Annotated in this window: 23 protein-coding genes; 13 read left to right on the top strand and 10 right to left on the bottom strand. The window is 73.2% G+C overall.

Features of this window, described 5'->3' with window-relative positions; all coding sequences use genetic code 11:
- Window positions 1–64: 64 nt before the first annotated feature.
- From ACFWVC_RS18215 to ACFWVC_RS18190, 6 genes are all read left to right on the top strand, one after another.
- The gene (locus tag ACFWVC_RS18215; protein ID WP_384286351.1) at window positions 65–2,830 is read left to right on the top strand and encodes a penicillin acylase family protein; all 2,766 of its coding nucleotides are present in this window, start codon (window positions 65–67) and stop codon (window positions 2,828–2,830) included.
- 182 nt (window positions 2,831–3,012) lie between these two features.
- The gene (locus ACFWVC_RS18210; protein ID WP_384286348.1) at window positions 3,013–3,780 is read left to right on the top strand and encodes an SDR family oxidoreductase; all 768 of its coding nucleotides are present in this window, start codon (window positions 3,013–3,015) and stop codon (window positions 3,778–3,780) included.
- On the top strand, window positions 3,777–5,432 hold the full coding sequence (locus tag ACFWVC_RS18205) for a long-chain fatty acid--CoA ligase (protein ID WP_384286343.1): 1,656 nt from the start codon (window positions 3,777–3,779) through the stop codon (window positions 5,430–5,432). The genes ACFWVC_RS18210 and ACFWVC_RS18205 overlap by 4 nt, the downstream gene beginning before the upstream one ends.
- Before the next feature lie 54 nt (window positions 5,433–5,486).
- Window positions 5,487–6,092: a TetR/AcrR family transcriptional regulator gene (locus ACFWVC_RS18200; RefSeq protein WP_384286340.1), complete on the top strand. Its 606-nt coding sequence runs from the start codon at window positions 5,487–5,489 to the stop codon at window positions 6,090–6,092.
- Window positions 6,093–6,114: 22 nt separating this feature from the next.
- Window positions 6,115–7,101 carry an NADPH:quinone oxidoreductase family protein gene (locus ACFWVC_RS18195; RefSeq protein ID WP_384286337.1) on the top strand — a complete coding sequence of 329 codons (987 nt, stop codon included), beginning with the start codon at window positions 6,115–6,117 and terminating at the stop codon, window positions 7,099–7,101.
- Between the two features lie 80 nt (window positions 7,102–7,181).
- Window positions 7,182–8,456 (top strand): glycosyltransferase 87 family protein, encoded by a 1,275-nt coding sequence (locus ACFWVC_RS18190; RefSeq protein WP_384286333.1) that lies wholly within the window; start codon window positions 7,182–7,184, stop codon window positions 8,454–8,456.
- A gap of 29 nt (window positions 8,457–8,485) precedes the next feature.
- On the opposite strand, the gene ACFWVC_RS18185 is transcribed toward ACFWVC_RS18190, so the two are convergent.
- The 3 genes from ACFWVC_RS18185 to ACFWVC_RS18175 all read right to left on the bottom strand — a co-directional run bounded on the left by ACFWVC_RS18185 (window position 8,486) and on the right by ACFWVC_RS18175 (window position 11,722).
- Window positions 8,486–9,304, bottom strand: coding sequence for an SDR family NAD(P)-dependent oxidoreductase (locus ACFWVC_RS18185; RefSeq protein WP_384286330.1), 819 nt, complete (start codon window positions 9,302–9,304; stop codon window positions 8,486–8,488).
- 163 nt (window positions 9,305–9,467) lie between these two features.
- Window positions 9,468–10,694 carry an acyl-CoA dehydrogenase family protein gene (locus tag ACFWVC_RS18180; RefSeq protein WP_384286328.1) on the bottom strand — a complete coding sequence of 409 codons (1,227 nt, stop codon included), beginning with the start codon at window positions 10,692–10,694 and terminating at the stop codon, window positions 9,468–9,470.
- A 2-nt stretch (window positions 10,695–10,696) separates the two neighbouring features.
- The gene (locus ACFWVC_RS18175) at window positions 10,697–11,722 is read right to left on the bottom strand and encodes a phosphotransferase family protein (RefSeq protein WP_384286324.1); all 1,026 of its coding nucleotides are present in this window, start codon (window positions 11,720–11,722) and stop codon (window positions 10,697–10,699) included.
- A 178-nt stretch (window positions 11,723–11,900) separates the two neighbouring features.
- On the opposite strand from ACFWVC_RS18175, the gene ACFWVC_RS18170 reads away from it, so the two are divergent.
- On the top strand, window positions 11,901–12,485 hold the full coding sequence (locus ACFWVC_RS18170) for an ADP-ribosylglycohydrolase family protein (RefSeq protein ID WP_384286320.1): 585 nt from the start codon (window positions 11,901–11,903) through the stop codon (window positions 12,483–12,485).
- Window positions 12,486–12,544: 59 nt separating this feature from the next.
- A complete protein-coding gene (locus tag ACFWVC_RS18165; protein ID WP_384286317.1) occupies window positions 12,545–13,843 on the top strand; it encodes a glucarate dehydratase family protein in 1,299 nt (432 codons plus the stop codon).
- A 9-nt stretch (window positions 13,844–13,852) separates the two neighbouring features.
- On the opposite strand, the gene ACFWVC_RS18160 is transcribed toward ACFWVC_RS18165, so the two are convergent.
- The 3 genes from ACFWVC_RS18160 to ACFWVC_RS18150 all read right to left on the bottom strand — a co-directional run bounded on the left by ACFWVC_RS18160 (window position 13,853) and on the right by ACFWVC_RS18150 (window position 16,889).
- Window positions 13,853–14,776, bottom strand: coding sequence for an MBL fold metallo-hydrolase (locus tag ACFWVC_RS18160; protein WP_384286313.1), 924 nt, complete (start codon window positions 14,774–14,776; stop codon window positions 13,853–13,855).
- 87 nt (window positions 14,777–14,863) lie between these two features.
- On the bottom strand, window positions 14,864–16,267 hold the full coding sequence (locus ACFWVC_RS18155; protein ID WP_384286309.1) for a GntP family permease: 1,404 nt from the start codon (window positions 16,265–16,267) through the stop codon (window positions 14,864–14,866).
- Between the two features lie 73 nt (window positions 16,268–16,340).
- Window positions 16,341–16,889, bottom strand: a complete 549-nt coding sequence (locus tag ACFWVC_RS18150; RefSeq protein ID WP_384286306.1) for a gluconokinase — start codon at window positions 16,887–16,889, stop codon at window positions 16,341–16,343.
- Window positions 16,890–17,002: 113 nt separating this feature from the next.
- Between ACFWVC_RS18150 and ACFWVC_RS18145 the strand changes: the two genes are divergently transcribed.
- Window positions 17,003–17,710 carry a FadR/GntR family transcriptional regulator gene (locus tag ACFWVC_RS18145; RefSeq protein WP_384286302.1) on the top strand — a complete coding sequence of 236 codons (708 nt, stop codon included), beginning with the start codon at window positions 17,003–17,005 and terminating at the stop codon, window positions 17,708–17,710.
- 33 nt (window positions 17,711–17,743) lie between these two features.
- On the opposite strand, the gene ACFWVC_RS18140 is transcribed toward ACFWVC_RS18145, so the two are convergent.
- On the bottom strand, window positions 17,744–18,331 hold the full coding sequence (locus tag ACFWVC_RS18140; protein WP_384286299.1) for an AAA family ATPase: 588 nt from the start codon (window positions 18,329–18,331) through the stop codon (window positions 17,744–17,746).
- A 193-nt stretch (window positions 18,332–18,524) separates the two neighbouring features.
- Here ACFWVC_RS18140 and ACFWVC_RS18135 point away from each other — a divergent pair, with 193 nt between their 5' ends.
- A complete protein-coding gene (locus ACFWVC_RS18135; protein WP_384286297.1) occupies window positions 18,525–19,469 on the top strand; it encodes a hypothetical protein in 945 nt (314 codons plus the stop codon).
- On the opposite strand, the gene ACFWVC_RS18130 is transcribed toward ACFWVC_RS18135, so the two are convergent.
- From ACFWVC_RS18130 to ACFWVC_RS18120, 3 genes are all read right to left on the bottom strand, one after another.
- Window positions 19,415–19,879, bottom strand: coding sequence for a MarR family winged helix-turn-helix transcriptional regulator (locus ACFWVC_RS18130; protein ID WP_384286294.1), 465 nt, complete (start codon window positions 19,877–19,879; stop codon window positions 19,415–19,417). The two genes, ACFWVC_RS18135 and ACFWVC_RS18130, sit on opposite strands and share 55 nt — an antisense overlap.
- Before the next feature lie 130 nt (window positions 19,880–20,009).
- Window positions 20,010–20,333: a DUF202 domain-containing protein gene (locus tag ACFWVC_RS18125; RefSeq protein ID WP_384286290.1), complete on the bottom strand. Its 324-nt coding sequence runs from the start codon at window positions 20,331–20,333 to the stop codon at window positions 20,010–20,012.
- Window positions 20,333–20,737, bottom strand: coding sequence for a YidH family protein (locus tag ACFWVC_RS18120; protein ID WP_384286287.1), 405 nt, complete (start codon window positions 20,735–20,737; stop codon window positions 20,333–20,335). Before ACFWVC_RS18120 ends, ACFWVC_RS18125 begins: the two co-directional genes overlap by 1 nt.
- A gap of 129 nt (window positions 20,738–20,866) precedes the next feature.
- Here ACFWVC_RS18120 and ACFWVC_RS18115 point away from each other — a divergent pair, with 129 nt between their 5' ends.
- From ACFWVC_RS18115 to ACFWVC_RS18105, 3 genes are all read left to right on the top strand, one after another.
- Entirely contained in the window at window positions 20,867–21,451 is a 585-nt protein-coding gene (locus tag ACFWVC_RS18115; RefSeq protein ID WP_384286281.1) for an NUDIX hydrolase, read from the top strand.
- A gap of 186 nt (window positions 21,452–21,637) precedes the next feature.
- Window positions 21,638–22,999 carry an NAD(P)/FAD-dependent oxidoreductase gene (locus ACFWVC_RS18110; RefSeq protein WP_384286276.1) on the top strand — a complete coding sequence of 454 codons (1,362 nt, stop codon included), beginning with the start codon at window positions 21,638–21,640 and terminating at the stop codon, window positions 22,997–22,999.
- Between the two features lie 89 nt (window positions 23,000–23,088).
- Window positions 23,089–24,846 (top strand): acyclic terpene utilization AtuA family protein, encoded by a 1,758-nt coding sequence (locus tag ACFWVC_RS18105; protein WP_384286271.1) that lies wholly within the window; start codon window positions 23,089–23,091, stop codon window positions 24,844–24,846.
- Window positions 24,847–24,851: the final 5 nt, after the last annotated feature.

Below are 24,851 nucleotides of genomic sequence, written 5' to 3'. Positions count from 1 at the left end.
TCACCTTACTCATGGGTCATCTTCGAAGTAATCTGCGTCACACCGGCCTTCGGGAGGAGCGGTCATGCGTGCGCAGATTGACAGGTTCAGGTCAAAGTTCAGGTCAAGACTGAAAACGGGTGCCGCCGCGGCGGTGCTCGCACTGGGCGCGAGTCTCCTCGCGCCGCTCCCATTGGCGGCCCCCGCGGCCGCCGCCACCCCCACCGACTACTGCCAGGGGCAGTGTTCCGACATCCTGCCGCCGGGCGAGAACGGCAACGCCACGCTCGCCCAGATCCTGCTCAACCAGATCTTCGGCACCCAGCCCGACCATGCGGAGGACCAGCTCGGTCCCTACGCCAACCTGGCCACCGGGTACCAGAACCTGACGAACGCCACCATCAGCAACTTCTTCAACGACGCGTCCTTCGGCGTCCCCGCGGGCCAGGTGGCCTCCACCGTCTCGCCCCGCAGCGACGTGACGATCACGCGCGACAAGAAGACCGGCGTCCCGCACATCTCCGGGACGACCCGCTACGGCACGGAGTTCGGCGCCGGGTACGCCGCGGCGCAGGACCGGCTGTGGATGATGGACCTGTTCCGGCACGTCGGCCGCGGCCAGCTGACCTCCTTCGCGGGCGGCGCCCTCGCCAACCAGGGCCTGGAGCAGCAGTTCTGGCGCGCGGCCCCCTACACCGAGGCCGATCTGCAGACCCAGATCGACTGGATCGCCTCCCACAACGGCGCCCGCGGCCAGCAGGCGTTCGCGGACGTCAACGCCTATGTGGACGGCGTCAACGCCTACATCGCCGCCTCGGACAGCGGACGCTACTTCCCCGGCGAGTACGTGCTGACCGGCCACAAGGACGCGATCACCAACGCCGGCACCATAGAGAGGTTCAAGCCCACCGACCTGGTGGCGCTCGCCTCCGTCATCGGCGCCCTGTTCGGCACGGGCGGGGGCGGCGAGGTGACCAACGCGCTGTCGCTGCTGGCGGCCCAGGAGAAGTACGGCGTCGCCGAGGGCACCAAGGTGTGGGAGTCCTTCCGCGAGCGCGACGACCCCGAGGCGGCGCTGACCGTCCACGACGGCGAGAGCTTCCCGTACGCCGTGCGCCCCGACACCCCGCGCGGCACGGCGATGCCGGACGCCGGCTCGGTGACGGAGGAGCCGCTGGTCTACGACCGCACCGGCACCGGCGCGACCGCCAAGGCCGCGGCCGCCTCCAAGAGCGCGGCGAAAACGGCCCTGTCGGCCAACACCAGGGGCATGTCCAACGCCCTGCTCGTCAGCGGCGCGCACACCGCGAGCGGCCACCCGGTCGCCGTCTTCGGCCCGCAGACCGGCTACTTCGCGCCACAGCTGCTCATGCTCCAGGAGATCCAGGGCCCCGGGATCAGCGCGCGCGGCGCCTCCTTCGCGGGGCTGAGCATGTACGTGGAGCTGGGCCGCGGCCCGGACTTCGCGTGGAGCGCGACGACCTCGGCCCAGGACATCACCGACACCTACGCGGTCGAACTGTGCCAGGACGACGTCCACTACCTGTACCACGGCACCTGCACGCCCATGGAGAAGCTGGAACGCAGCAACGCCTGGACGCCGACCACCGCCGACGGCACGGCCGCCGGCTCGTACCGGATGCAGGTCTACCGGACCAAGTACGGCACCGTGGAGTACCGCGGGACCGTCGGCGGCAAGAAGGTGGCGTTCACCAGCCTGCGCAGCTCCTATATGCACGAGGCCGACTCGGTGGTCGGCTTCCAGATGCTCAACGACCCGTCCGCGGTCACCGGTCCCGCCTCCTTCGAGGAGGCCGTGCAGCACATCAACTACACCTTCAACTGGTTCTACGCCGACTCCCAGCACACGGCCTACTACAACAGCGGCGACAACCCGGTCCGGCAGGCCGGGGTGGACGCCACCTTCCCGGTGCGCGCCGAGACGGCGTACGAGTGGCAGGGCTTCGACCCGGCGCACAACACCGCCGACTACACCCCGCCCGCCGAGCACCCGCAGTCCGTCGACCAGGACTACTACGTCTCCTGGAACAACCGGCAGGCCAAGGGGTACGACGCGGCCGGCTTCGGCAACGGCTCGGTGCACCGCGGGGACCTGCTCGACGACCGGGTGAAGCAACTGGTCGCCGCGGGCGGCGTCACCCGGGCGCAGCTCGTCCGGGCGATGGCCGACGCGGCCCTCACCGATCTGCGCGGCGAGGACGTGCTGCCGAATCTGCTGAAGGTGATCCGCAGCAGTGCGGTCTCCGATCCCGCCGCGGCCGCCGCCGTCACGAAGCTGGGCGACTGGGTCACGGCGGGCGCCAAGCGCAAGGAGACCTCGGCGGGTTCGCACACCTACGCCAACGCCGACGCGGTGCGCATCATGGACGCGTGGTGGCCGCTGCTCGTCAAGGCCGAATTCGAACCGGGCCTCGGCAGCGGGCTGTACGCGGCGCTCACCGCCAACCTGACCGTCGACGAGGCCCCTTCGGCCGGGCACGGCCCGACCGGTGCCCACGCCGGGAGCGCCTTCCAGTACGGCTGGTGGTCCTATGTCGACAAGGACATCCGCGCGGTCCTCGGTGAGCCCGTCCAGGGCGGCCTGGCCGCGAAGTACTGCGGCGGCGGCTCGCTGAGCGCCTGCCGGTCCATCCTGATCAGCACCTTGAAGCAGGCCGCGGCGACGACCGCCGCCCAGGTCTACCCGGGCGACGAGAACTGCTCGGCCGGCGACCAGTGGTGTGCCGACACCGTGATCCAGCGGCCGCTCGGCGGCATCAAGCACGGCAAGATCAGCTGGCAGAACCGCCCGACCTACCAGCAGGTCGTGGAGTTCGCCGCGCACCGCTGACCCGGTGCGACCTTCCGTACGCGATCCGGGGCCCGGCCGATACGGCCGGGCCCCGGCCCGTACGCGGCGCGGCCGGGCCGCGCCGCACAAGGGGCGTTCCGCGATCTCCGCGGTATGACCTTCCCTCCATGTGACCGACCGCTTAGTATGCGAAGGGAGCCGTACGAGTCGAAGGAGACGCGATGGATGCGCTGCGCGATGCCCGGGTGGTCGTCACCGGTGCGGGAGGCGGGATCGGTGCGGCGCTCGCCCGGAGATTCGCCGCGGAAGGCGCCCGTGTGGTCGTCAACGACCTGAACAAGTCCGCCGCGGAGGCCGTCGCCGAGGAGATCGGCGGCATCTGCCTGGCCGGTGACGCCTCCGGCGTGGTCGGGCCGGCCCGCGAGGCGCTGGGCGGCCGCATCGACCTCTTCTGCGCCAACGCCGGCATCGGCTCCATGGCCGGCCCCGAGGCCGAGGACGAGGTCTGGCAGCGCGTATGGGACGTCAACGTCATGGCGCACGTCCGCGCCGCCCGCGAACTGCTCCCGGAGTGGCTGGAGCGCGGTGAGGGCCGCTTCGTCGCCACGGTCTCCGCCGCCGGACTGCTGACCATGGTCGGCGACGCCCCGTACTCCGTCACCAAGCACGGTGCCCTCGCCTTCGCCGAGTGGCTGGCCGTCACCTACCGCCATCGCGGCATCCGCGTCCACGCCGTCTGCCCGCAGGGCGTGCGCACCGACATGCTGCGCGCGGCGGGCCCCGCGGGCGAACTCGTCCTCGCCCCCGGCGCCATCGAGCCGGAGGACGTCGTGGAGGCCGTGCTGCAGGGCATCGCCGACGAGCGCTTCCTGATCCTGCCGCACCCCGACGCCGCCGGCTACTACGCGGCCCGGGCCACCGACACCGACCACTGGATCGGCGCCATGAACCGGGTGCAGCGGAAGCTGGAGGAGGGGGGAGCGGCATGACCTCGTACGAGAGCAGGCCCTGGCTCAAGCACTTCCGGGAGGAACTGCGCAGCCTCCCCGACCCGCCGCCGACGCTGCTGCACGCCTTCCGCGCGACCGTGGACCGGGTGCCGGACCGCACCGCGCTGGCCTACTTCGACGCCCGGATCGACTACCGCGAGCTCGACGAGCTCTCCGACGGACTCGCCCGCCATCTCATGGGCCGCGGCTTCGCGCGCGGCGACCGGCTCGCCATCGTGCTGCAGAACGTCCCGCAGTTCGTCATCGCCCTGCTCGCCGCCTGGAAGGCCGGCGGCAGCGTCGTCCCGGTCAACCCGATGTACAAGGAGCACGAGCTCGGCCACATCCTCCGTGACGCCGACGTGACCGCGCTGGTGTGCTCCGAGCGCGCCTGGGACGCGTACATCCGCAAGACGGCGGCGGACTCCCCGGTCCGCATCCCGCTGACCACCAGCGAGCTCGACCTGCAGACCCGGGACGACCTCCGCGTCCTGCCGGGGCAGCGGATCGCAGCGGAGGACGCCGAGGACCTGCTCGCCGCCGCCCATGCCGGCACCGTGGGGCCCGCCCTGCCCGATCCCGGGCTCACGGGCGAGGACATCGCGCTGATCAGCTACACCTCGGGCACCAGCGGCGTGCCCAAGGGCGCGTTGAACACCCACGGCAACATCAGCTTCAACGCCGACCGGCAGCGCGCCCACAGCGTGCTCCCCGACGGTGCGACGATCTTCGCCCTGGCACCGCTGTTCCACATCACCGGCATGGTCTGCCAGCTCGCGGCCGGCATCGCCGCGGGCGCGACGGTCGCCCTCGCCTACCGCTTCGAGGCGGGCGTGGTCCTCGACGCGCTCCGCGAGCACCGCCCCGCCTACATGGTCGGGCCGTCCACCGCCTACATGGCGCTGATGGCCCACCCCGAGGCCGTGCCCGAGGACTTCGCCTCCTTCCAGCTGCTGTACTCCGGCGGCGCGCCGCTGCCGCCCGCCCTGGTGGAGGCCTTCCGGGCGCGCTTCGGCCACTATCTGCGCAACGGATACGGCCTCACCGAGTGCACCGCCCCCGCCACCAGCACCCCGCCCGATCTGGAGGCCCCGGTCGACCCGGTCTCCGGCACGCTCTCGGTGGGCGTCCCCGGTCCCGACACCCTGGTGCGGATCGTCGACGACCAGGGGGCGGACGTGCCCTTCGGCGAGCACGGCGAGATCGCGGTGCGCGGCCCGATGGTCGTCCCGGGGTACTGGCGGCTCCCGGAGGCGTCCGCGGCGGCCCTGCCAGGCGGTGAACTGCGCACCGGCGACATCGGCTTCATGGACGAGGACGGCTGGCTCTACGTCGTCGACCGCAAGAAGGACATGATCAACGCCTCCGGCTTCAAGGTGTGGCCGCGCGAGGTCGAGGACGTCCTCTACACCCACCCCGCGGTGCGCGAGGCCGCCGTCGTAGGCGTCCCCGACGCCTACCGCGGCGAGTCCGTGAAGGCGTACGTCAGCCTGCGCCCAGGCGCCGCCGCGTCGCCCGAGGAGCTGATCGCCCACTGCAAGGACCGGCTCGCGGCGTACAAGTACCCTCGCGTGATCGAGGTCCTGCCCGAGCTGCCCAAGACCGCGACGGGCAAGATCCTGCGCAGGGAGTTGCGGGCACGCGCGGACTGATGACATACCGCTCGGTACGCTGTCCCGCGCACCGGTACGGAGAGAGGGCAGGCCATGGCACGGAGTACGACACCACCGAAGGCGGCCGCCACCGCTGTCCCGCAGCGGCTGCTCGCCGAGGCCACCCGGCTCTTCGCCGAGCGCGGCTACGACCGGACGTCCGTGCAGGAGATCGTCGAGGCCGCCGGGGTCACCAAGGGCGCGCTCTACCACTACTTCGGCAGCAAGGACGACCTCCTGCACGAGATCTACGGCCGGGTGCTGCGGCTGCAGCTGGAGCGCCTGGAGTCGATCGCGGACAGGGACGAGCCCGTGCAGCGGCGCCTGGTCGAGGCCGCCGCGGACGTCGTCGTCACCAGCATCCAGAACCTCGACGACACCAAGATCTTCTTCCGGTCCATCCACCAGCTGAGCCCGGAGAAGCAGAAGGCGGTACGGGCCGACCGGCGCCGCTACCACGAGAAGTTCCGCGCCATGGTGGAAGAGGGACAGCGCGAGGGGGTGTTCCGGGCGGAGGCCCGGCCCGACCTCGTCGTCGACTTCTTCTTCGGCGCGGTGCACCACCTCGGCACCTGGTACCGCGAGGACGGACCGCTGTCCGCCGGCCAGGTCGCCGCCGATTTCGCCGACATGCTGCTGCACTCCGTGCGGCAGCCCTGAACAGGAGCCGGGAGCGGACCGCATGAAGGCATGGCGAGTGCACGAGAACGGGGAGCCGCGCGAGGCGATGCGCCTGGAGGAGGTCCCCGACCCGCAGCCCGGCCCCGGTGAACTGCTGCTCACAGTGCGCGCGGCCGCCGTCAACTTCCCCGACGCGCTGCTGTGCCGCGGCCACTATCAGGTGCGCCCGCCTCTGCCGTTCACCCCCGGTGTCGAGTTCTGCGGCGAGGTGGCCGCCGTCGGCGAGGGCGTCGAGGGACACAGCGTCGGTGACCGTGTCATCACCCCCGCCGCGCTGCCCGGCGGCGCCTTCGCCGAGCGGGCCGTCGTCCCGGCCGCCGGCGTGCTGCCCGCGCCGGAGGCCCTGGACGACGCGGAGGCCGCCGCCCTCCACATCGGTTACCAGACCGGCTGGTTCGGCCTGCACCGCCGCGCCGCGCTGCAGCCCGGCGAGACCCTGCTCGTGCACGCCGCCGCGGGCGGCGTGGGCAGCGCCGCCGTCCAGCTCGGCAAGGCGGCGGGCGCCACGGTGATCGGTGTCGTCGGCGGCCCTGAGAAGGCCAAGGCCGCCCGTGAACTCGGCGCCGACGTCGTCGTCGACCGGCACAGCGAGGACTTCGTGGCCGTCGTCAAGGAGGCCACCGGCGGGCGCGGCGCCGACGTGGTCTACGACCCGGTCGGGGGTGAGGCGTACACCCGGTCCACCAAGTGCGTCGCCTTCGAAGGCCGCATCGTCGTCGTCGGCTTCACCAGCGGCACGATCCCCAGCCCCGGACTCAACCATGTCCTGGTGAAGAACTACGCCGTCCTCGGCCTCCATTGGGGCCTGTACAACACCCACGACCCGGCCGCCGTCCGGCGCTGCCACGGCGAACTGACCCGGCTGGCCGCCGAGGGCGCGATCAAGCCGCTGGTGAGTGAGCGGGTGCCGCTCACCGGCGCCGCGGACGCCGTGCAGCGCGTCGCGGACGGGACGACGACGGGACGACTGGTGGTCGTCAACAGCTGATTGCCCGCGGGCAACCTGTGCGTCGTTTCGATCGTCTCTTCTCCAGAGGCCGGACCGCCGAACAGGGGGAGAAACAAACGATGCGGTGGTGCCTTGACGCACGCGGGCAGTGGACGGCCTGGGCGGTGACCCGGCTGCTGCTTGTGGCGGCGTCGCTGCGTCTCGGCCCGTTCAGCGGCCTCGGCCCCCTGGACCCGTCGGTCTCGGAGGTCTACACGGGCTGGTACGGGGTGCTGCGCACCGGGGTCTTCCCCGTCGCCGACGTCACCTGGCAGTACCCGCCCGGCGCCGCGCTCCCGCTGCTCGCCCCGAGCCTGGTGCCGCTGCTGGACTACGGTCACGCCTTCGTCGTGTGCTGCGCGCTGTGCGACGCCGCCGTGACGGCCGTGCTGCTCCGCAAGGGGCCGGGCACGGCGGCCGCTTGGATGTGGATCGGCGGCCTGCCGCTGCTGATCACCCTGCCCTGGAGCCGCTTCGACGTCTTCGTGACCGCCATGGCCATGGGAGCCCTCATCGCCGCGGGCACCCGCCGCCGCTGGGCCGACCTCGTCTTCGGAGTGCTCGTCGGGCTCGGCGCGATGGTCAAGGCCTGGCCGCTGCTCCTGCTCAGCGGACTGCGGGCCGGTCCGCGGGCCCGTACCGCGGTCCTCACCGCGGCGGCGACCGCGGCGGCCCTCGCACTCGGCTTCGCCGTCGCCATGCCCGGGGCCTTCGGCTTCCTGGCCGCGCAGCGCGAGCGCGGCATCGAGGTCGAGGCGACGGCGGCGCTGCCGTTCCACGTCGCCCGGCACTTCGGCTGGTCGGGGAGGTGGATGCCGCGCGACGGCTCCATGGAGTTCGTCGGCCCCTGGATCCGCGAGGCGGTCTGGGTGAGCGAGGCCTGCACGGTCCTCGCCTTCTGCTGGCTGCTGTGGTGGTGGCGGCGCGCCGACCGCCGGGCGCCCTGGGTGCTGCCGGACGCGGCCCTGACGGCGGTGCTGCTCTTCGTCGTCACCAGCCGTGTGCTGAGCCCGCAGTACCTGATCTGGCTGATCGGGCTGGCCTCCGTCTGCCTGCTGCACCGGGGGACCTCGCAGCGCCCGGTCGCCGCCCTCCTGGTCGCCGCGACCGTGCTGACGACCCTGGACTTCCCGCTGCTCTTCCGCGACATGCTCGACGGGTCGGTCCTGGCCGTGGCCGTGCTGACCGCGCGCAACCTGCTGCTCGTGGCCGCCACCGTGCTCTCGGCGACCCGCCTGCTCCGCGCCACCCGCCGCGCGGACACCGGCCCCGGGCAGGTCCGCCGGATCCCGGACGGCGAGGCGGAGGGCGGGAAGGACGCCGAGACGGTCGGCGCGGGCAGCCGGGCGGCGTAACCGGGCCGGCCGCCCGCGGCGCCGGGACCTCACCGTCCCGGGATCATCGGCCCGAGCCACAGGCCGCCGCAGACGTCGACGCGCCGGCCGGTGACGTAGGCGCCGTCCGGGCCGGCCAGGAAGGCCACCGCGCGGGCCACGTCCTCGGGTTCGCCGAGCCGGCCCAGCGCGGTGATCGCGGCGAGCTGGGCGGCCGCCTCCGGGGCGGCGGTGTGCCCCGCGGTCATGTCGGTGCGGATGACGCCCGGCGCGACGGTGTTCACGGTGATGCCGCGCCCGCCCAGCTCGTTGGCCAGGGACGGGGTCATGCTCTCCAGGGCCGCCTTGGACATGGTGTAGGCGATCTGGGTGGAGACCGCGACGCGGGTGGCGGTGGAGGCGATGGTGATGATGCGGCCGCCGTCGTTGAGCAGGGGGATCGCGCGCCGGGTCACCAGGAACGGGGTGCGGACGTTGACCGTGAGGACGCGGTCGAACTCCTCCTCGGTGACGGCGGCGATCGGGCTGGTCGACGCGATGCCCGCGTTGCCCACCAGGATGTCCAGCCCGCGCTCGCCGAGCCCCGCGGCCAGCCCCTCGAAAAGGCGGTCAGCCGCGTCGGGGGACGCGAAGTCGGCCCCGACCGGGAACGCCCGCCCGCCGGCCTCGTTGATCAGCGCCACGGTCTCGTCGGCGGCCTCCTTGCCGGTGCCGTAGTGGACGGCGACCAGGGCGCCGTCGGCCGCCAGGCGCCGTGCCACGGCGCGGCCGATGCCGCGCGAACCACCGGTCACCAGTGCCGTCTTGCCGGTCAGTGCGGTGGAACCGGTCGATGCGGTGGAACCGGTCGGTGCGGTCGGTGCGTTCATGTCGGTCTCCCCGGTCCGCGGCGCCGGGCCCCTGCGGCCCGGCCGTCGTGGGACCACCGTCCCGCCCCGCGCTGACCGCCCGCGCACCGGCGGCGCACCGCCCCCGCACACCAAGGCGCCCCCGGGCCGGGGGACCGGGGGCGCCTTCGTTCGCGTGTGCCGCTCAGCTCTCCTGGGCGGCGTACCGCTTCAGTTCACGCCGGGCTAGCGACCGCTTGTGGACCTCGTCGGGCCCGTCGGCCAGCCGCAGCGTGCGGGCCGCCGCGTACAGCTCGGCGAGCGGGAAGTCCTGGCTGACGCCGCCCGCGCCGTGCACCTGGATGGCGCGGTCGAGGATCAGGCCGACCTTCGACGGAGTGGCGATCTTGATGGCCTGGATCTCGGTGTGCGCCCCGCGGTTGCCGACGGTGTCCATCAGCCACGCGGTCTTCAGCACCAGCAGCCGCAGTTGCTCGATCTCCACGCGGGCCTCGGCGATCCACTCCTGGACGACGCCCTGCGCGGCCAGCGGCTTGCCGAACGCGATCCGCCCGGTGGCACGCCGGCACATCAGCTCCACCGCGCGCTCGGCCATGCCGATCAGCCGCATGCAGTGGTGGATGCGGCCGGGCCCAAGACGGGCCTGGGCGATGGCGAAGCCGCCGCCCTCCTCGCCGACCAGGTTCTCCGCCGGCACCCGCACGTCGTGGAAGACCACCTCGGCGTGGCCGCCGTGGTCCCCGTCGTCGTAGCCGAACACCCGCATACCGCGCCGGACTTCGAGGCCGGGCGTGTCGCGCGGCACGAGGATCATGCTCTGCTGGCGGTGCCGGTCGGCGGTGGGATCGGTCTTGCCCATGACGATGAAGATCGCGCAACGCGGGTTCATCGCGCCGGAGATGTACCACTTGCGGCCGTTGACGACGTAGTCGGCGCCGTCGCGCACGATCCGGGTCTCGATGTTCGTCGCGTCCGAGGAGGCCACGTCGGGCTCGGTCATCGCGAAGGCCGAGCGGATCTCCCCGGCGAGCAGCGGCTCCAGCCAGGTCTTGCGCTGCTCCTCGGTGCCGAACTCGCTGAGCACCTCCATGTTCCCGGTGTCCGGGGCGGCGCAGTTGAGGGCGGGCGGGGCGAGGTGCGGGCTGCGGCCGGTGATCTCGGCCAGCGGCGCGTACTGGAGGTTGGTCAGGCCCGCGCCGCGCTCGCCGGGCAGGAAGAGGTTCCACAGGCCCAGCTCGCGCGCCTTCGCCTTCAGCTCCTCGACGACCGGCGGCGCCGACCAGACGGCGTCGCCCTCGGCCTCCTCGCGCTGCCGGTGGAAGACCGGCTCTGCGGGGTACACGTGCTCGTCCATGAAGGCGAGCAGCCGCTCGCGCAGTTCCCCGGTCCTGGCGTCGTACGAGAAATCCATGGTCAGCCTTCCTGAAGTGTGCGCAGGCCGTTGCCGATGAAGGCCGGGACGATGGCGCCGATCCGGTCGAAGCCGGCGCCGACGGTCTGGCCGAGGGTGAAGCGGTAGTGGATGCCCTCCAGGATCACCGCGAGCTTGAAGTACGCGAAGGCCGTGTACCAGGCCACCGACGACACGTCGCGTCCCGATCCGGCGGCGTAGCGCTCGACCAGCTCGGCGGCGGAGGGGTGGCCCGGGGCGCCGCCGGTCACGGAGACCGGCGTGCCCGGGGTCGGGCGCAGTTCGCCGTACATCAGCAGCAGGCCGAGGTCGGTGAGCGGGTCCCCGAGGGTGGACATCTCCCAGTCGAGGATGGCCCTGATGGTGTCGTCGGAGCCGACCAGCACGTTGTCGAGCCGGTAGTCGCCGTGCACGACCGCGGGCGGGCCGGAGGCGGGCAGCCGCCGGCCGAGGGCGGCCGCGAGCTCGTCGATGCCGGGCAGGTCGCGGCTGCGCGAGGCGGCCAGCTGCTTGCCCCAGCGGCGCAGCTGGCGCTCCAGGAAGCCGTCGGGGCGGCCGAAGTCCGCGAGCCCGGCCTCGGCGGGATCGACGGCGTGCAGCGCGACGAGCGTGTCCACCAGGCCGAGCACGATGGCGCGGGTGCGCTCCGGGCCGAGTTCGGTGAGCTGCTTCTCGGTGCGGAAGGGCGTGCCGTCCACGAAGTCCATGACGTAGAAGGGCGCCCCGAGGACCTCCGGGTCCTCGCACAGGAGCACGGCGCCGGGAACGGGCACGGGGGTGTCGCGCAGGGCGCTGATCACGCGGTGCTCGCGGCCCATGTCGTGCGCGGTCGCCAGGACGTGGCCCAGCGGCGGCCGCCGGACCACCCAGCGCGCGGTGCCGTCGCTCACGGCGTACGTCAGGTTGGACCGTCCGCCCTCGATCAGTTCGCCGTCGAGCGCGCCGCGCAGCAGGCCGGGCCGCTGCACGTCCAGGTACCGCCGCAGCCGGTCCAGGTCGAGCCCCGGTGGGTTCTCCGTACCGCTCATCATGCTCCTCGCCACTGCCGAACCTGTCCCCGACATCATGCCGACCAGTCGGTATGTCGTCCAGTCCCTGCGTGAACCGGCGGGGCGCGCACCGAGGTGCCCGCGCCCGGCGCCGTTGCAAGACTTTCAGCCATGATCCCGCCCGCCGCGCTCGACTGCCTGTACGGCCCGGCCCGCGGTGACGCCTTCGGCGGCCGCTGGTTCCGGGTGGCGTGGCGTACGGGGAGCCCGAGGAGGCGATGCCGCGGCGGTCCTTGAGGCGGGAACCGGTCCCTGGCCGTGGACCGACGTGCCCGCGCAGGCGCTCGCCCGCTGCGCCCCGCTCGCCGCCGGCCCGCACTCCGGCCGGGACGCCGTCGCCGACGCCGCCGCGCGTCAGGCGGCGGTCTCGCACCATCACCCGGAGGCCACCGCAGGCGCCTCGCCGTGGCCCTCGCCGCCGCACCGGCCGCCCGCAGCCGCGACGGACCCCCCGTCGGCCTGCTGCGGACGGTCGGCGACCGCACCCCGGCCGGCGACGTACGCGCCGGCCTGCGCGTCGCGAGCCGCTTTCCGGAGGGCATCCCCGTCCGGCACGCCGCATGTGCTGGGCTCGGGCTACGGAGTCTCCGGCCCCGACACTGCGCCCTTCGGCCTGTGGTGCGCCGCCACGCACTTGGACGACCTGCCGGGCGGGGTCGCCGCCGCCCGTACCGTCGTCGCGGGGGGTCTCCGTACGTGTCCGGACCTGTGCGTTCTTGACGAGTTTGGGGAGGGGACCTAGTGTCCGGTTTTGGTAGACGCATTGTAATCATGTATGTGAACGACGAGGGTGGGGCGTTGATGACACACCGCAGGGACCTGACGATCACGGACGTACGACTGACTCCCGTCCTGATCTCCGACCCCCCACTCCTCAACACCCAGGGCGTTCACCAGCCGTTCACGCCCCGGTTGATCATCGAGGTGACCACCGAGAGCGGGATCACGGGCGTCGGCGAGACCTACGGCGACGCCCGGTACCTGGAGCCGGCCCGGCAGCTCGCCGACGCGCTGCCCGGATGCGAGGTCAGCGACCTGAACAATCTGTCGCCGCTGGCCGGCCTGGTGTGCGCCGTGCCCCAGGAGACCTCGGACGCCGTGGACGCGGGCGGGCTGCGCGGCGTGCAGACCGCCGACAAGGTGCTGCTGTCGGTGGTGTCCGGCTTCGAGGTGGCCTGCCTGGACGCACTCGGCAAGGCGCTCGGGCTCCCCGTGCACGCGCTGCTCGGCGGCAAGGTGCGCGACACCGTCGACTACAGCGCCTATCTCTTCTACCGCTGGGCGGAGCACCCCGACGGCCAGGGCCTCAAGGACGACTGGGGCGCGGCGCTCGACCCCGACGGCGTCGTGGCGCAGGCCCGGCGCTTCGTCCGCGAGTACGGCTTCGCCTCGTTCAAGCTCAAGGGCGGCGTCTTCCCGCCCGACGAGGAGATCGCCGCGATCCGGGCGCTGGCCGCGGCCTTCCCCGGCATGCCGCTGCGCCTGGACCCCAACGGCGCCTGGTCCGTGGAGACCTCGCTGCGCGTCGCCGAGGAACTCGGCGACGTCCTGGAGTACCTGGAGGACCCCGCCTCCACCACCGCCCGCATGGCGGAGGTCGCCGCCCACACCGACCTGCCGCTGGCCACCAACATGTGCGTCACCACGTTCGCGGAGATCCCCGACGCCTTCGCCCAGGAGGCCGTCCAGGTCGTGCTCTCCGACCACCACTACTGGGGCGGGCTGCGCAACACCCAGGAACTCGCCGCGATCTGCCGCACGTTCGGGGTCGGAGTGTCCATGCACTCCAACACCCACCTCGGCATCAGCCTCGCCGCGATGACCCATGTCGCCGCCACGGTGCCGAACCTCCACCACGCCTGCGACTCGCACTACCCGTGGCAGACCGAGGACGTCATCACCCGCCGCCACGAGTTCCGCGGCGGCCGCCTGGCCGTGTCCGACGCCCCCGGCCTCGGCGTCGAACTGGACCGGACGGCCCTGGAGACCCTGCACCGCCGCTGGCTCGACGACGACGGCGGCCTGCGCGACCGCGACGACGCCAAGGCCATGCGCCGGGCCGAGCCCGGCTGGGTCACCCCCGTCGTGCCGCGCTGGTGACGGCGGGCCTCAGGCCAGGCACTCCGGGACCCGGCCGCCGTTCAGCGCCGCCATGTCGGTGATGATCCGCACCAGGTCCAGCGGCGAGCCGGGCGGCAGCCCGTCCAGCTCCGCGTACGCGCGGTGCAGATTGGCGACCAGCCGCTCCGGCTCGCGCAGCGCCGCGAACTCCCCGGCGTCGGCGGTCCGGGCGACCTCCAGCGGTTCGCGCCCGGCCTTGTGGCCGTCGGCCGCGAGCTCCGTCACGAAGCGCAGATAGCCCTCCGTCGTGTCGTACACCGACGGGTCGCAGACCTCACCGTGGCCCGGCACGACGACCTCGGCGTCCAGCGACCGCAGCAGCTCCAGCCCGCGCAGCGAGCCGGCCAGCGACCCCATCGGGACGAAGGGCGCGCCGCCGTTGAACACCAGGTCGCCGGTGAAGACCACCCGCGGCCCGGGCAGCCACACCACGGTGTCGCCGAGCGTGTGGGCGACCCCGGGGTGCAGCAGCCGCACCTCCTCGTCGCCGACGTGCAGGGTCAGCTCCTGCTCGTAGGTGACCGTGGCGGGGGTGACGGGCACCTCGCCGTAGTCCACGTCCGGCCAGATGGCGTGCAGTTGGTGCCCGGCGGCCAGCTGCTCCTTGACACACGCCGTGTGGCCGACGATCCGGGCGCCGGGGGTGAAGACGCTGTTGCCGTTGGTGTGGTCGCCGTGGTGGTGCGTGTTGACCACGTACTCGGGCTGCGGCACCCCCGCCGCGGTCAGCGCGTCGCGCAGCAGCAGGGCGCGCCGCTCGGTGGCGGCGGTGTCCACCAGCAGGGTCGTACGGCCGTCGCTGATGAATCCGGCGTTGTTCAGGCACCAGCCGCCGTCCGGCTGGACATAGGCGTGCACGCCCGGCGCGAGCCGGGAGGTGTACGGAGCTTCGGTCTGCGACGGTGACGACATGGCTGCGCCCTTCCCTGGTGGTCCGGAAGGAACCTAACAGGGAAGGGCGCAGGCCAGGCGGGGTGGGGGCCGCCTTCGGCGAACCGGCTACAGGATCAGCGACAGCAGCAGGACGAAGACGATCGCGACCACCGAGATGACGGTCTCCATCGCCGACCAGGACTTGAGGGTCTTCGGGACGCTCATCCCGAAGTACTCCTTGACCAGCCAGAACCCGGCGTCGTTGACGTGCGAGAAGAACAGCGACCCGGCGCCGACGGCCAGTACCAGCAGCGCGGCGTGGGTGGAGGTCATGCCCTCGGCGAGCGGCGCGACCAGGCCCGCGGCGGAGATCGTCGCCACGGTCGCGGAGCCGGTGGCCACCCGGATCAGGACGGCGATCAGCCAGGCCAGCAGCAGCGGCGAGATGTGCCAGCCGTCCGACCAGTTGAGGATCATGTTGCCGATACCGGCGTCGATGAGGGTCTGCTTGAAGCCGCCGCCCGCGCCGACGATCAGCAGGATGCCCGCGATCGGGCCGAGGGACTTCTCGACGGTGGTGGAGATCCGCTCCTTGGTGAAGCCGGCCGCCCGGCCGAGGGTGAACATGCCGAGCACGACGGCGGCCAGCAGCGCGATCAGCGGCGAGCCGATGACGTCGAAGATCCGGAAGACCAGGCTGCTCTGATCGTCGACCAGCACGTCCACCAGCGCCTTGCCGAGCATGAGCACGACCGGCAGCAGCATGGTGGCCACGGTCGGCGCGAAGCCGGGCCGCTTCTCCAGCTCGTCCGAGGCGCGGGTGGGGGTGAGGTGCTCGGGCGGGGTGACCTTCACCCAGCGGTCCACGAAGCGGCCGAAGAGCGGCCCGGCTATCGCGACGGTGGGCAGGGCGACGAGGACGCCGAGCGCGAGGGTGGTGCCGAGGTCGGCGTGGATGGCGTCGATCGCGGCCAGCGGGCCCGGGTGCGGCGGGACGAGACCGTGCATGACCGACAGGCCGGCCAGCGCCGGGATGCCGATCCGCATCAGGGAGTGGTTGCCGCGGCGGGCCACCAGCAGCACGACCGGGATCAGCAGCACGATGCCGACCTCGAAGAACAGCGGCAGGCCGATCAGCCCGGCGATCAGTGCCATCGCCCAGGGCAGCCGGCGCTCGCTGGTCCTGGCGAGGATCGTATCGACGATCTGGTCGGCGCCGCCGGAGTCGGCGAGCAGCTTGCCGAGGATCGCGCCGAGCGCGATGAGCACCCCGACGCCCGCGACGGTGGTGCCGAGCCCGGTGGTGAAGCTGGTGATCGTCTTGGCCAGTGGCGCTCCGGCGACGGCGCCGAGGACGCCGGTGCCGATGGTGAGGGCCAGGAAGGCGTGCATCTTCCAGCGGGTGATCAGCAGGACGATCACCGCGATGCCGACGAGCGCGGCGACGGCGAGCCGGGTGTCGCCGGCGCTGGTGATCGGCTCCGTCGCGGCCGGGGTCGCGGCCAGCAACTCGGCACTGAGTGCAGACACGTTCGTACTCCGTTGTCAGTGGGGGGGCGGTGGGGGGGGATACGTGGGGAGCGGGGCGTGCGAGGGGGGCGGCTCAGTGGGGGAGAACCGCCAGGGCGCGCTCGGTGATCTGCTGCGGGCCGCCCTCGATCGTCACGACCGCCCCGGCCTCGTCCGGGTCGAGCGGTTCCAGCGCCTCGAACTGCGAGTGCAGCAGGCCGGCCGGCATGAAGTGCTGCATCCGCGCGGCGAGGCGGGCGGCGATCAGCTCCTCGGGGCCGTCGAGGTGGAGGAAGAACAGGCCGGGCGCGTCCTTGCGGAGCCGGTCGCGGTAGCGGCGGCGCAACGCGGAGCAGCTGACCACGCCGCCGCGCTCGCCCCGCTCGGCGATCCAGGCCGCGATCGCGTCCAGCCAGGGGGCGCGGTCCTCGTCGTCCAGCGGATGCCCGGCCGACATCTTGGCGATGTTGGCCGGCGGGTGGAAGTCGTCGGCCTCGGCGTAGGGGACGCCGAGCCGCTCGGCGAGCAGGCCGCCGACGGTGGACTTGCCCGATCCGGAGACCCCCATGACCACCACCAGGGGGCGACCCGGGCCGTCCGGGCCGTTCGCGGTGTTCGGGCTGTTCGCGCCGTCGTCGGTCATCACTGGTACCTCCTCGTCCGGGTGACGGCCCTCAGGAAACGCCATAGGTACTACTTATTCAAGAGGTCGAGATCAAATCGTCATACGAACCATTCCCGCATAGGCTGGCGGCCATGGATCGGCAGGGAGAGAACGGCGGCCTGCACGCCCGGGTCCTGGCGGAACTCGGCCCCGCCATCGCGTCCGGTGTCCACCCGCCCGGCACGGTGCTGCGCATCGACGAGCTGGAGCGCGACTTCGGCGTCTCCCGCACCGTCGTCCGCGAGGCCGTCCGCGTGCTGGAGGCCATGCACCTGGTCGAGTCCCGGCGCCGGGTCGGCATCACGGTGCGCCGCACCGAGGAGTGGAACGTCTTCGACCCCGCCGTCATCCGCTGGCGCCTGGCCGGCGCCGACCGGCCCCGCCAGCTGCGCTCGCTGACCATGCTGCGCACGGCCGTCGAGCCGGTCGCCGCCGGGCTCGCGGCGGCGGCCGCCACCCCGGCCCAGTGCCGCGAACTCACCCTCCTCGCCGCCGAGATGGCGGCGGCCGGACGCGCGGCGGACCTGGACGAGTACCTGGTCCACGACATCGCGTTCCACCGCGTGATGCTCCAGGCCTCGGGCAACGAGATGTTCGCCCGGCTCGGCGACGTGGTGGCCGAGGTCCTGACCGGCCGCACCGAGCACCACCTGATGTTCACCGCCCCCGACCCGGAGGCGGTGACCCTGCACGTCCGGGTCGCCGAAGCCGTGCGCTCCCGGGACGCCGAGGCCGCCGAGCGGCTCATGCGGGAGATCTGCGTGGGCGCCATGCGCGAACTGGACATCCTGGCGCCCTGACGGGCCCGGTCCGCTCGGCGGACGGACCCGGGCTCAGCCGGTGGGCCCGGCATGGCGCAGGATCGTGTCGACGGTCTCCTCGGGGGTCTGCTCACCGGTGTCCAGCCACAGCCCGATCCGGGGCGTGCCCGAGCGCAGCGCGTGGTCCAGCCGGGCCGGCGTCACGACGGAGTCGTAGACCCGCTTGGCGCGCGCGGCCTCCCGCGCGGCGACCGCCCGGGGAGGCGGGACGAGGACGACGACGTGCAGCGGCCTGGTGCGCAGCAGCGCGATCGTGCGCGGCAGTTCGTCGCCGAGGATCACGTCCTGCAGCACGGGCGTGAAGCCGGCGGCGGCGTAACCGTCGGCGCTCGCCGCGGCCAGGGAGTGCCGCAGCCGCATCTGCCGCAGTGTCTCCTCGTCGGGGCCGTCCTCGAGGTCGCCGCCGTGGTGCCGGCCGTGGTGCTCACTGTGCTGCAGGCCGTGGTGGCCGGACACGGGCCCGGCGCGGCCGCCCACGATCATCCGCCGGAAGGCGTCCCCGCGGATGTGCGCCGACCTCGGCAGCCGCTCGGCCAGTGCCTGCGCCACCGTGGACTTGCCCGACGCGGGGATGCCGGTGATCAGGAACACGCCTCCCACCGCCGCCGCCCCCGGCGCCCGGCCGGCTGTCTCTCACGGAACCTGTAACGGTTCGTCATAACGCCTTCTCCTCAGAGCTGTTGAGGTGTCGGGGGCGAATCTACGGTCGCGCACGGCGGCAGCGGAATCCCCGGTACCGGTCGGCGCGAAAACCGGGTGACCGGCCGGGCCGGGGCGTGGTCGACTGGCGCCCGTGACCTACCCACCCGGTGCGCGTCCCGCCCCTCCGCAGCCCTACCGCTGGACGCTGTCGCGTGCCCGCGACGGACGCCGCCCGGACCGCCTCGGCGCGCTCGCCGGCGGGGCCGAGCCGCCCCGGCTGTGGTTCCTGCCGGAGCTGACGGACTGCGCGGGCAAGGTGCTCGCCCGCTCGGGCGGGGCCGATCCGTGCTTCGTGGGACGTTCCCTGGACAGCATGTACGACCTGCTCAGCGGCGCCTTCGAGGGTTCCTCCTGGGATGGGCGGCTGCTGCGCCTGCCGCTCTCGTTGCGGGTGTCCCGCGCGGGTCTGGACGCGGCGCACACCCGCCGGCTGCGGGAGCACCTGGCGGCCGCCGGGCTCGCCCCGTACGACCTGGCCCGCCGCACCCGGCCGGTCGCCCTGGTCGACGTGGTCGACGCGGGCACGACCTACGACGTACTGCACGGCGCGCTGGCCGGCTGGGCGGCCGAGTGCCGGGAGCCCTGGCCGGTGATCCGCCGCAAGCTGCGTTTCGTCGGCGTGACGATCCGGGGGCGGACCAGCCCGAACACCTGGCGCTGGCAGCAGCACACGGACGGCGGCTGGGCCCGCGCCCTGCCGTCCGGGCACGCCGTGAGCGTGTCGCTGGACGTCCGCGTCTGGGCCTACCTGGGCAATGACCAGGACAAGCTGCAGCCCAGCTTCCCGCCCCGCCGGTGGTTCGACGAGTGGGCGGCCGAGCCCTGGCACCGGCCGGGGCTGCCGTCGGCCCTGGCCGAGTCGCTCGCGCTGGTCGAGGCGGGCCGCGGCCGCGCCGTGCGCGAGGACCTGATCCGGGTCATCGGCGCCGAGCCCGGCTTCGCCGACCGGAACGTCCGGGCACTGGTCGCGCCGCTGCGGCGTCAGTCGCGGGCGCGGTCCTCCATGACCGGGCGCAGCCGCTCCAGCAGGCCGTAGAGGGACTCCTGCTCCCCGGCGTCGAGGACGTCGAGGGCGCCGTGAGTGGCCTGCATCTCGTCGCGCACCCGGCGCATCGTCTCGCGGCCCAGGTCGGTGGCGACCACGTTCTTCACCCGGCGGTCGGCCGGGCTCACCTCGCGGCGCACGAAGCCGTGGGCCTCCAGCCGGTCGACGATGCCGGTGATGTTGGACGCGTCGCACACCAGCCGCTCGGCGAGTCCGCGCATGGGGACCGGGCCGTGCAACTGGGAGAGCACCTTGGCCTGCATGGAGGTGAGCCCGTGCTGTGCCGCCGCGGCGGCGAAGTCCTGCCACTGGGCGGTGCCGATGGCCGCGAGCAGCTCCAGCAACTGGATCTTGGAGGGTGGTGTCACGGTCGGCGAAGTCGGGGCGTTCCGGGCGCTCATGCTGCGAGTGTACTCAGATACTTGACATTGTGAACCATTTGCTTGACGTCCACAAGCTTCTGCGAGCGCGGCGGCGCCGGGACCCGTGACCGGTGGCCGCCGCAAAGGAACGGCCGCCTCACAGGAACATTCAGAGGAACAGCAGTGCCGCCCCGAGGCAGGCCAGGGCCAGGACGCACAGCACGGCCCCGGCCGCCCGCGGCCCGGTCAGCACCGGCGGCCGGGCGGCGTCCAGCACGGCGATCCTGCGCTGCGCGACCGCCGTGAAGGCCAGCCACACCAGCGCGCAGAGCGCCACCCCGCCGATCGCGCCCGCCGGCCCCCCGTGCAGCAGCGCCTCACGCCCGGCCAGCAGCGCCGCCACCGCGAAGGAGAGCGTCGTCCGCCGCCACGCCAGCCGGGTCCGTTCCGGCTGAAGCCCGGGATCGCGCGGCGGGGTGTCGCCGGCGTCCATCAGCCCGCCCGCCCCAGCACGGCGATCAGCAGCATCGCCACCGCCATCGTGGCCACCACCACCGCCAGCAGCGCCGGGAAGCGGGAGACCGGCAGGTCCTCCCCGCGCCGCATCGCCCGTTCGCAGCGCACCCAGTGGTTGACCGCGCGTACCGCGCACATCGCCCCGCCCACGACCAGCACGACCGCCAGCGTCACACGGACCGGCCGCTGCAGGTCGTGGAGGAACTGGTCCACGGCGAAGCCGCCGCCCACCAGCGCCAGCGACGTGCGCAGCCAGGCCAGGAACGTCCGCTCGTTCGCCAGAGAGAAGCGGTAGTCGGGCGTCGTCCCCTCCGTCCGGACCCGCTCCGGGGCGAACCACAGGCCGACCGCCCGCGCGGTGTTCCGGACAGCGTCGATCACACGGTTCACCCTACCCACGCCGGGACAACCTCCGGCGTCCACGGGCCTGCGCCCGGGGGAGGTGTGCGTGACGCCTCCGGTCGTGGCACCGTACGGAGATCACCGGCGACGGCACGGCGGAGGCGCTGCATGGACGGCAAGAGCGACGAGGACGGCACGGTCGGCAAGAGCGCCGAGGACACCGCGCCGCGCCCGGCGGACGAGCTGCTGGACATCGTGGACGAGCGGGACCGGGTCGTCGGGCAGGCCACCCGCGGCGAGGCGACCGCCCGCGGACTGCGCCACCGGTGCGTCTTCATCCTGGCCAGGGACGCCGACGACCGGGTCTTCGTGCACCGCAGGACCGCCGGGAAGCTGGTGTTCCCCTCCCTGTACGACATGTTCGTCGGCGGCGTCGTCGGGGCCGGCGAGACGTACGACGAGGCCGCCCTGCGCGAGGCCGAGGAGGAACTCGGCGTCAGCGGGCTGCCGCAACCGGCCCCCTTGTTCGGCTTCCTCTACGAGGGGACCGGCGAGGCCGCCGGCCACACCTGGTGGTCCCGGGTCTACGAGGTGCGCTGCGACCTGCCGGTCGCGCCGCAGGCGGAGGAAGTGGCCTGGCACGCCTTCCTCACCGAGCGGGAGCTGGCGGACGAGCTGCCCCGCCGCGCGTGGGTCCCCGACGGCCTGGAGGCCTACCACCGGCTGCTCGCCTGGCGCCGCACCGCGCGCTGACCACCGCGTCACGGCACGTGCCGCCCGGCTCTTCTGCTCGGCGGGGCGCGGCCGGTAGCGTGCCGCTCGCGCGCCCCGGTGTTCCGTTCGCGCCGCGGCGGGGCCTGTGCGAGCGTGACCGGAGGCGTATCCGTACACGCCGCGGGTAGGGAATCGGGCCCGAACGGTCCCCACGGGAGGCGAGTGATGAACCGACCCAGGATCCTGGTCGTCGGCGGTGGCTTCGCGGGCATGGAGTGCGCGCACCGTCTGGAGCGCCGGCTGACACCGGACGAGGCCGACATCAGCCTCGTGACGCCCTGGAGCCACCAGCTCTATCTGCCCCTGCTGCCGCACGTCGCCGCCGGTGTCCTCACCCCGCAGGCCGTCGCGGTCCCGCTGCGCCGCATGCTGCACCGCACCGCGGTGATACCCGGGCGGGCGATCGGCGTGGACCCCGCGGCCAAGGCGGTGGTCATCAAGAAGATCACCGACGAGGAGTCGGTGGAGGAGTACGACTACCTCGTCCTGGCCCCTGGCAGCGTCACGCGCACCTTCGACATCCCCGGACTCACCGAGTACGGCCGGGGCATGAAGACCCTGGCCGAGGCGGCGTACATCCGCGACCACGTCATCGCCCAGCTGGATCTGGCCTCCGCCACCACCGACCAGGCCGAGCGCGAGTCCCGGCTGCAGTTTGTGGTGGTGGGCGGCGGCTACGCGGGCACCGAGACCGCCGCCGTGCTGCAGCGGCTCACCACGGCCGCCGCCAAGCGCTACCCGCGCCTGGACCCGGCGCTCATCAAGTGGCACCTGATCGACATCGCCCCCCGCCTGATGCCCGAGCTCGGCGAGAAGCTCGGCCTGAAGGCGCTGCAGATCATGCGGGAGCGCGGGGTCGACGTGTCGCTCGGCGTGTCCGTCGCCGAGGTCACCCCCGACACCGTCACCTTCACCGACGGCCGCAAGCTGCCCTGCCGCACCCTGATCTGGACCGCGGGCGTCGTGTCCAGCCCGCTGGTGACCACGCTCGGCACCGAGACCGTCAAGGGCCGCCTCGTCACCGATCCCGAGATGCGCATCCCCGGCGCCGACGGCGTGTTCGCCCTCGGCGACTCCGCCGCGGTCCCGGACCTCGTCACCGGCGGCGACGCCGTCTGCCCGCCCACCGCCCAGCACGCGATGCGGCAGGGCAAGGCCGTCGCCGAGAACGTGGTCGCGGCCCTGCACGGCCGTCCGCCGGCGCCGTACCGGCACAGGGACCTCGGGCTGGTCGTGGACCTCGGCGGCATCGAGGCGGTCTCCAAGCCGCTCGGCATCCCGCTCAGCGGGCTGCCCGCGCAGATCGTGGCCCGCGGCTACCACCTCGGCGCGCTGCGCACCTTCCCCGCGCGCTTCCGCGCGGCGGCGGGCTGGTTCCTCAACGCCGTCGCCGGCGACGACTTCGTGCGCACCGGGTTCCAGGCGCGCAGGCCCGCCGCCCTGAAGGACTTCGAGGTCACCGACATCTACCTCTCGCCGGAGGAGATCCGCCGTCACGTGGACTCCCTGCGCGCGACCGCCGTCTGACCCCGGCGGCCCCAGCGGCCCCGCACCACCGAACCACCGCACTGCCGCACCACCACATCTGAAGACCGACACCGCCGACGGCGAGGGACATGACCCAGCGACGAGACACCCTGCGGATCGCCAACTGCTCCGGCTTCTACGGGGACCGCCTCTCGGCCGCCCGCGAGATGGTCGAGGGCGGCCCCATCGACGTGCTCACCGGTGACTACCTCGCCGAGCTGACGATGCTGCTGCTGTGGAAGGCCCGGCAGCGCGACCCGGCGGCGGGGTACGCGGTCTCGTTCCTCGCCCAGATGGGGGACGTGCTGGGCACCTGCCTGGAGCGCGGCATCAAGGTCGTCGTCAACGCGGGCGGCCTCAACCCTGCCGGGCTGGCGGCCAAGCTCGGCGAACTGGCCGGCCTGGCCGGGCTGAGCCCGTCGGTCGCGTACGTCGAGGGCGACGACCTCATGGAGCGGCTGCCCGAACTCCAGGAGCAGGGGAACCACTTCGCGCACCTCGCCACCGGCCGCACCCTCGCCGACGCCGGCGTGCGGCCGCTGACCGCCAACGCCTACCTCGGCGCGTGGGGCATCGCGCGGGCGCTGCGCGCCGGGGCCGACGTGGTGATCTGCGGACGCGTCACGGACGCCTCCCTGGTGGTCGGCCCCGCGGCATGGGCCTTCGACTGGGCGCCCGACGACTGGGACCGGCTCGCCGGGGCCGTCACCGCGGGGCACATCATCGAGTGCGGCGCCCAGGCGACCGGCGGCAACTACTCCTTCTTCACCGAGATCGACCGCCCCGTGCACCCCGGCTTCCCCATCGCCGAGATGCGCCCCGACGGCTCCGCCGTCATCACCAAGCACGAGGGCACCGCCGGCGCCGTCACCGTCGAGACCGTCACCGCCCAACTGCTGTACGAGATCGACCGGCCCGCCTACCTCAACCCGGATGTCGTCACCCGCTTCGACACCGTCGCCCTGGAACAGCTCGGCCCCGACCGGGTCCTGGTCAGCGGCGCCCGCGGCGAGCCGGCTCCCGGCACCCTCAAGGTGTGCGTCAACCACCACGGCGGCTACCGCAACACGGCGACCTTCGTGCTGACCGGTCCCGACATCGAGGCCAAGGCCCGGTTCGCCGAGGCGTCCCTGCTGGACGCCACCGGCGGACCCGAGCGCTTCGGGACGTACGACGTCCGCACGGAGCCGACCGCGTCCGGTGCCCGGCTCACCCTCACCGTCAAGGACGCCGACAAGGACAAGGCCGGCCGCGCCTTGTTCTCCGCGGTGGTCGGCACCGGCCTGTCCACGGCACCCGGCCTGCACATGGAGCACTTCTCGCCCAGGGCCACCGAGTACGGCGTGCACTGGCCCGCCCTGGTCCCGGCGGAGCTGGTCCGGCACGAGGTCGTCCTCCGAGACGGCACCCGGATCCCCGTGCCGCATCCGCGGGTGTCCGCGGCCGAACCGGTCGCCGTACCCGCGGTGCCCGCCGCGGTCGCGCCGGGCGGGCCCACCGTGCGCGCCCCCCTGGGCCTGGTCGTCGGCGCCCGCTCCGGCGACAAGGGCGGCGACGCCAACGTCGGCCTGTGGGCCCGCAGCGACGCCGCGTACGCCTGGCTGCGGGACTGGCTCGACGTCGAACGGCTGCGCGCGCTCGTGCCGGAGGCCGCCAAGCTCCCCGTCAGCCGCTACGAACTGGCCAATCTGCGGGCGCTCAACTTCGTCGTGCACGGCCTGCTCGGCGAGGGCGTCGCCGCGTCCACCCGCCCCGACCCGCAGGCCAAGGGGCTGGGGGAGCAGCTGCGCGGCCTGGAGGCCGACATCCCCGCCGTACTGCTGCCGGCGCCGCGACGCGAGGCATGATCAAC

Source organism: Streptomyces sp. NPDC058691 (assembly GCF_042714775.1).
In the GTDB taxonomy this organism is placed as follows: Bacteria; Actinomycetota; Actinomycetes; order Streptomycetales; family Streptomycetaceae; genus Actinacidiphila.
The sequence above is the reverse complement of the archived record's forward strand: the minus strand, read 5'-3'. Positions and strand labels throughout refer to the sequence as shown.

Bases quoted from the DNA above. Each gene is read 5' to 3' on its own strand.
- ACFWVC_RS18150 (WP_384286306.1), bottom strand. From the start codon at position 16,889: ATGACCGACGACGGCGCGAACAGCCCGAACACCGCGAACGGCCCGGAC.
- ACFWVC_RS18210 (WP_384286348.1), top strand. From the start codon at position 3,013: ATGGATGCGCTGCGCGATGCCCGGGTGGTCGTCACCGGTGCGGGAGGC.
- ACFWVC_RS18145 (WP_384286302.1), top strand. From the start codon at position 17,003: ATGGATCGGCAGGGAGAGAACGGCGGCCTGCACGCCCGGGTCCTGGCG.
- ACFWVC_RS18105 (WP_384286271.1), top strand. From the start codon at position 23,089: ATGACCCAGCGACGAGACACCCTGCGGATCGCCAACTGCTCCGGCTTC.
- ACFWVC_RS18165 (WP_384286317.1), top strand. From the start codon at position 12,545: ATGACACACCGCAGGGACCTGACGATCACGGACGTACGACTGACTCCC.
- ACFWVC_RS18115 (WP_384286281.1), top strand. From the start codon at position 20,867: ATGGACGGCAAGAGCGACGAGGACGGCACGGTCGGCAAGAGCGCCGAG.
- ACFWVC_RS18185 (WP_384286330.1), bottom strand. From the start codon at position 9,304: ATGAACGCACCGACCGCACCGACCGGTTCCACCGCATCGACCGGTTCC.
- ACFWVC_RS18190 (WP_384286333.1), top strand. From the start codon at position 7,182: ATGCGGTGGTGCCTTGACGCACGCGGGCAGTGGACGGCCTGGGCGGTG.
- ACFWVC_RS18160 (WP_384286313.1), bottom strand. From the start codon at position 14,776: ATGTCGTCACCGTCGCAGACCGAAGCTCCGTACACCTCCCGGCTCGCG.
- ACFWVC_RS18205 (WP_384286343.1), top strand. From the start codon at position 3,777: ATGACCTCGTACGAGAGCAGGCCCTGGCTCAAGCACTTCCGGGAGGAA.
- ACFWVC_RS18130 (WP_384286294.1), bottom strand. From the start codon at position 19,879: ATGAGCGCCCGGAACGCCCCGACTTCGCCGACCGTGACACCACCCTCC.
- ACFWVC_RS18180 (WP_384286328.1), bottom strand. From the start codon at position 10,694: ATGGATTTCTCGTACGACGCCAGGACCGGGGAACTGCGCGAGCGGCTG.
- ACFWVC_RS18110 (WP_384286276.1), top strand. From the start codon at position 21,638: ATGAACCGACCCAGGATCCTGGTCGTCGGCGGTGGCTTCGCGGGCATG.
- ACFWVC_RS18195 (WP_384286337.1), top strand. From the start codon at position 6,115: ATGAAGGCATGGCGAGTGCACGAGAACGGGGAGCCGCGCGAGGCGATG.
- ACFWVC_RS18200 (WP_384286340.1), top strand. From the start codon at position 5,487: ATGGCACGGAGTACGACACCACCGAAGGCGGCCGCCACCGCTGTCCCG.
- ACFWVC_RS18175 (WP_384286324.1), bottom strand. From the start codon at position 11,722: ATGAGCGGTACGGAGAACCCACCGGGGCTCGACCTGGACCGGCTGCGG.
- ACFWVC_RS18215 (WP_384286351.1), top strand. From the start codon at position 65: ATGCGTGCGCAGATTGACAGGTTCAGGTCAAAGTTCAGGTCAAGACTG.
- ACFWVC_RS18125 (WP_384286290.1), bottom strand. From the start codon at position 20,333: ATGGACGCCGGCGACACCCCGCCGCGCGATCCCGGGCTTCAGCCGGAA.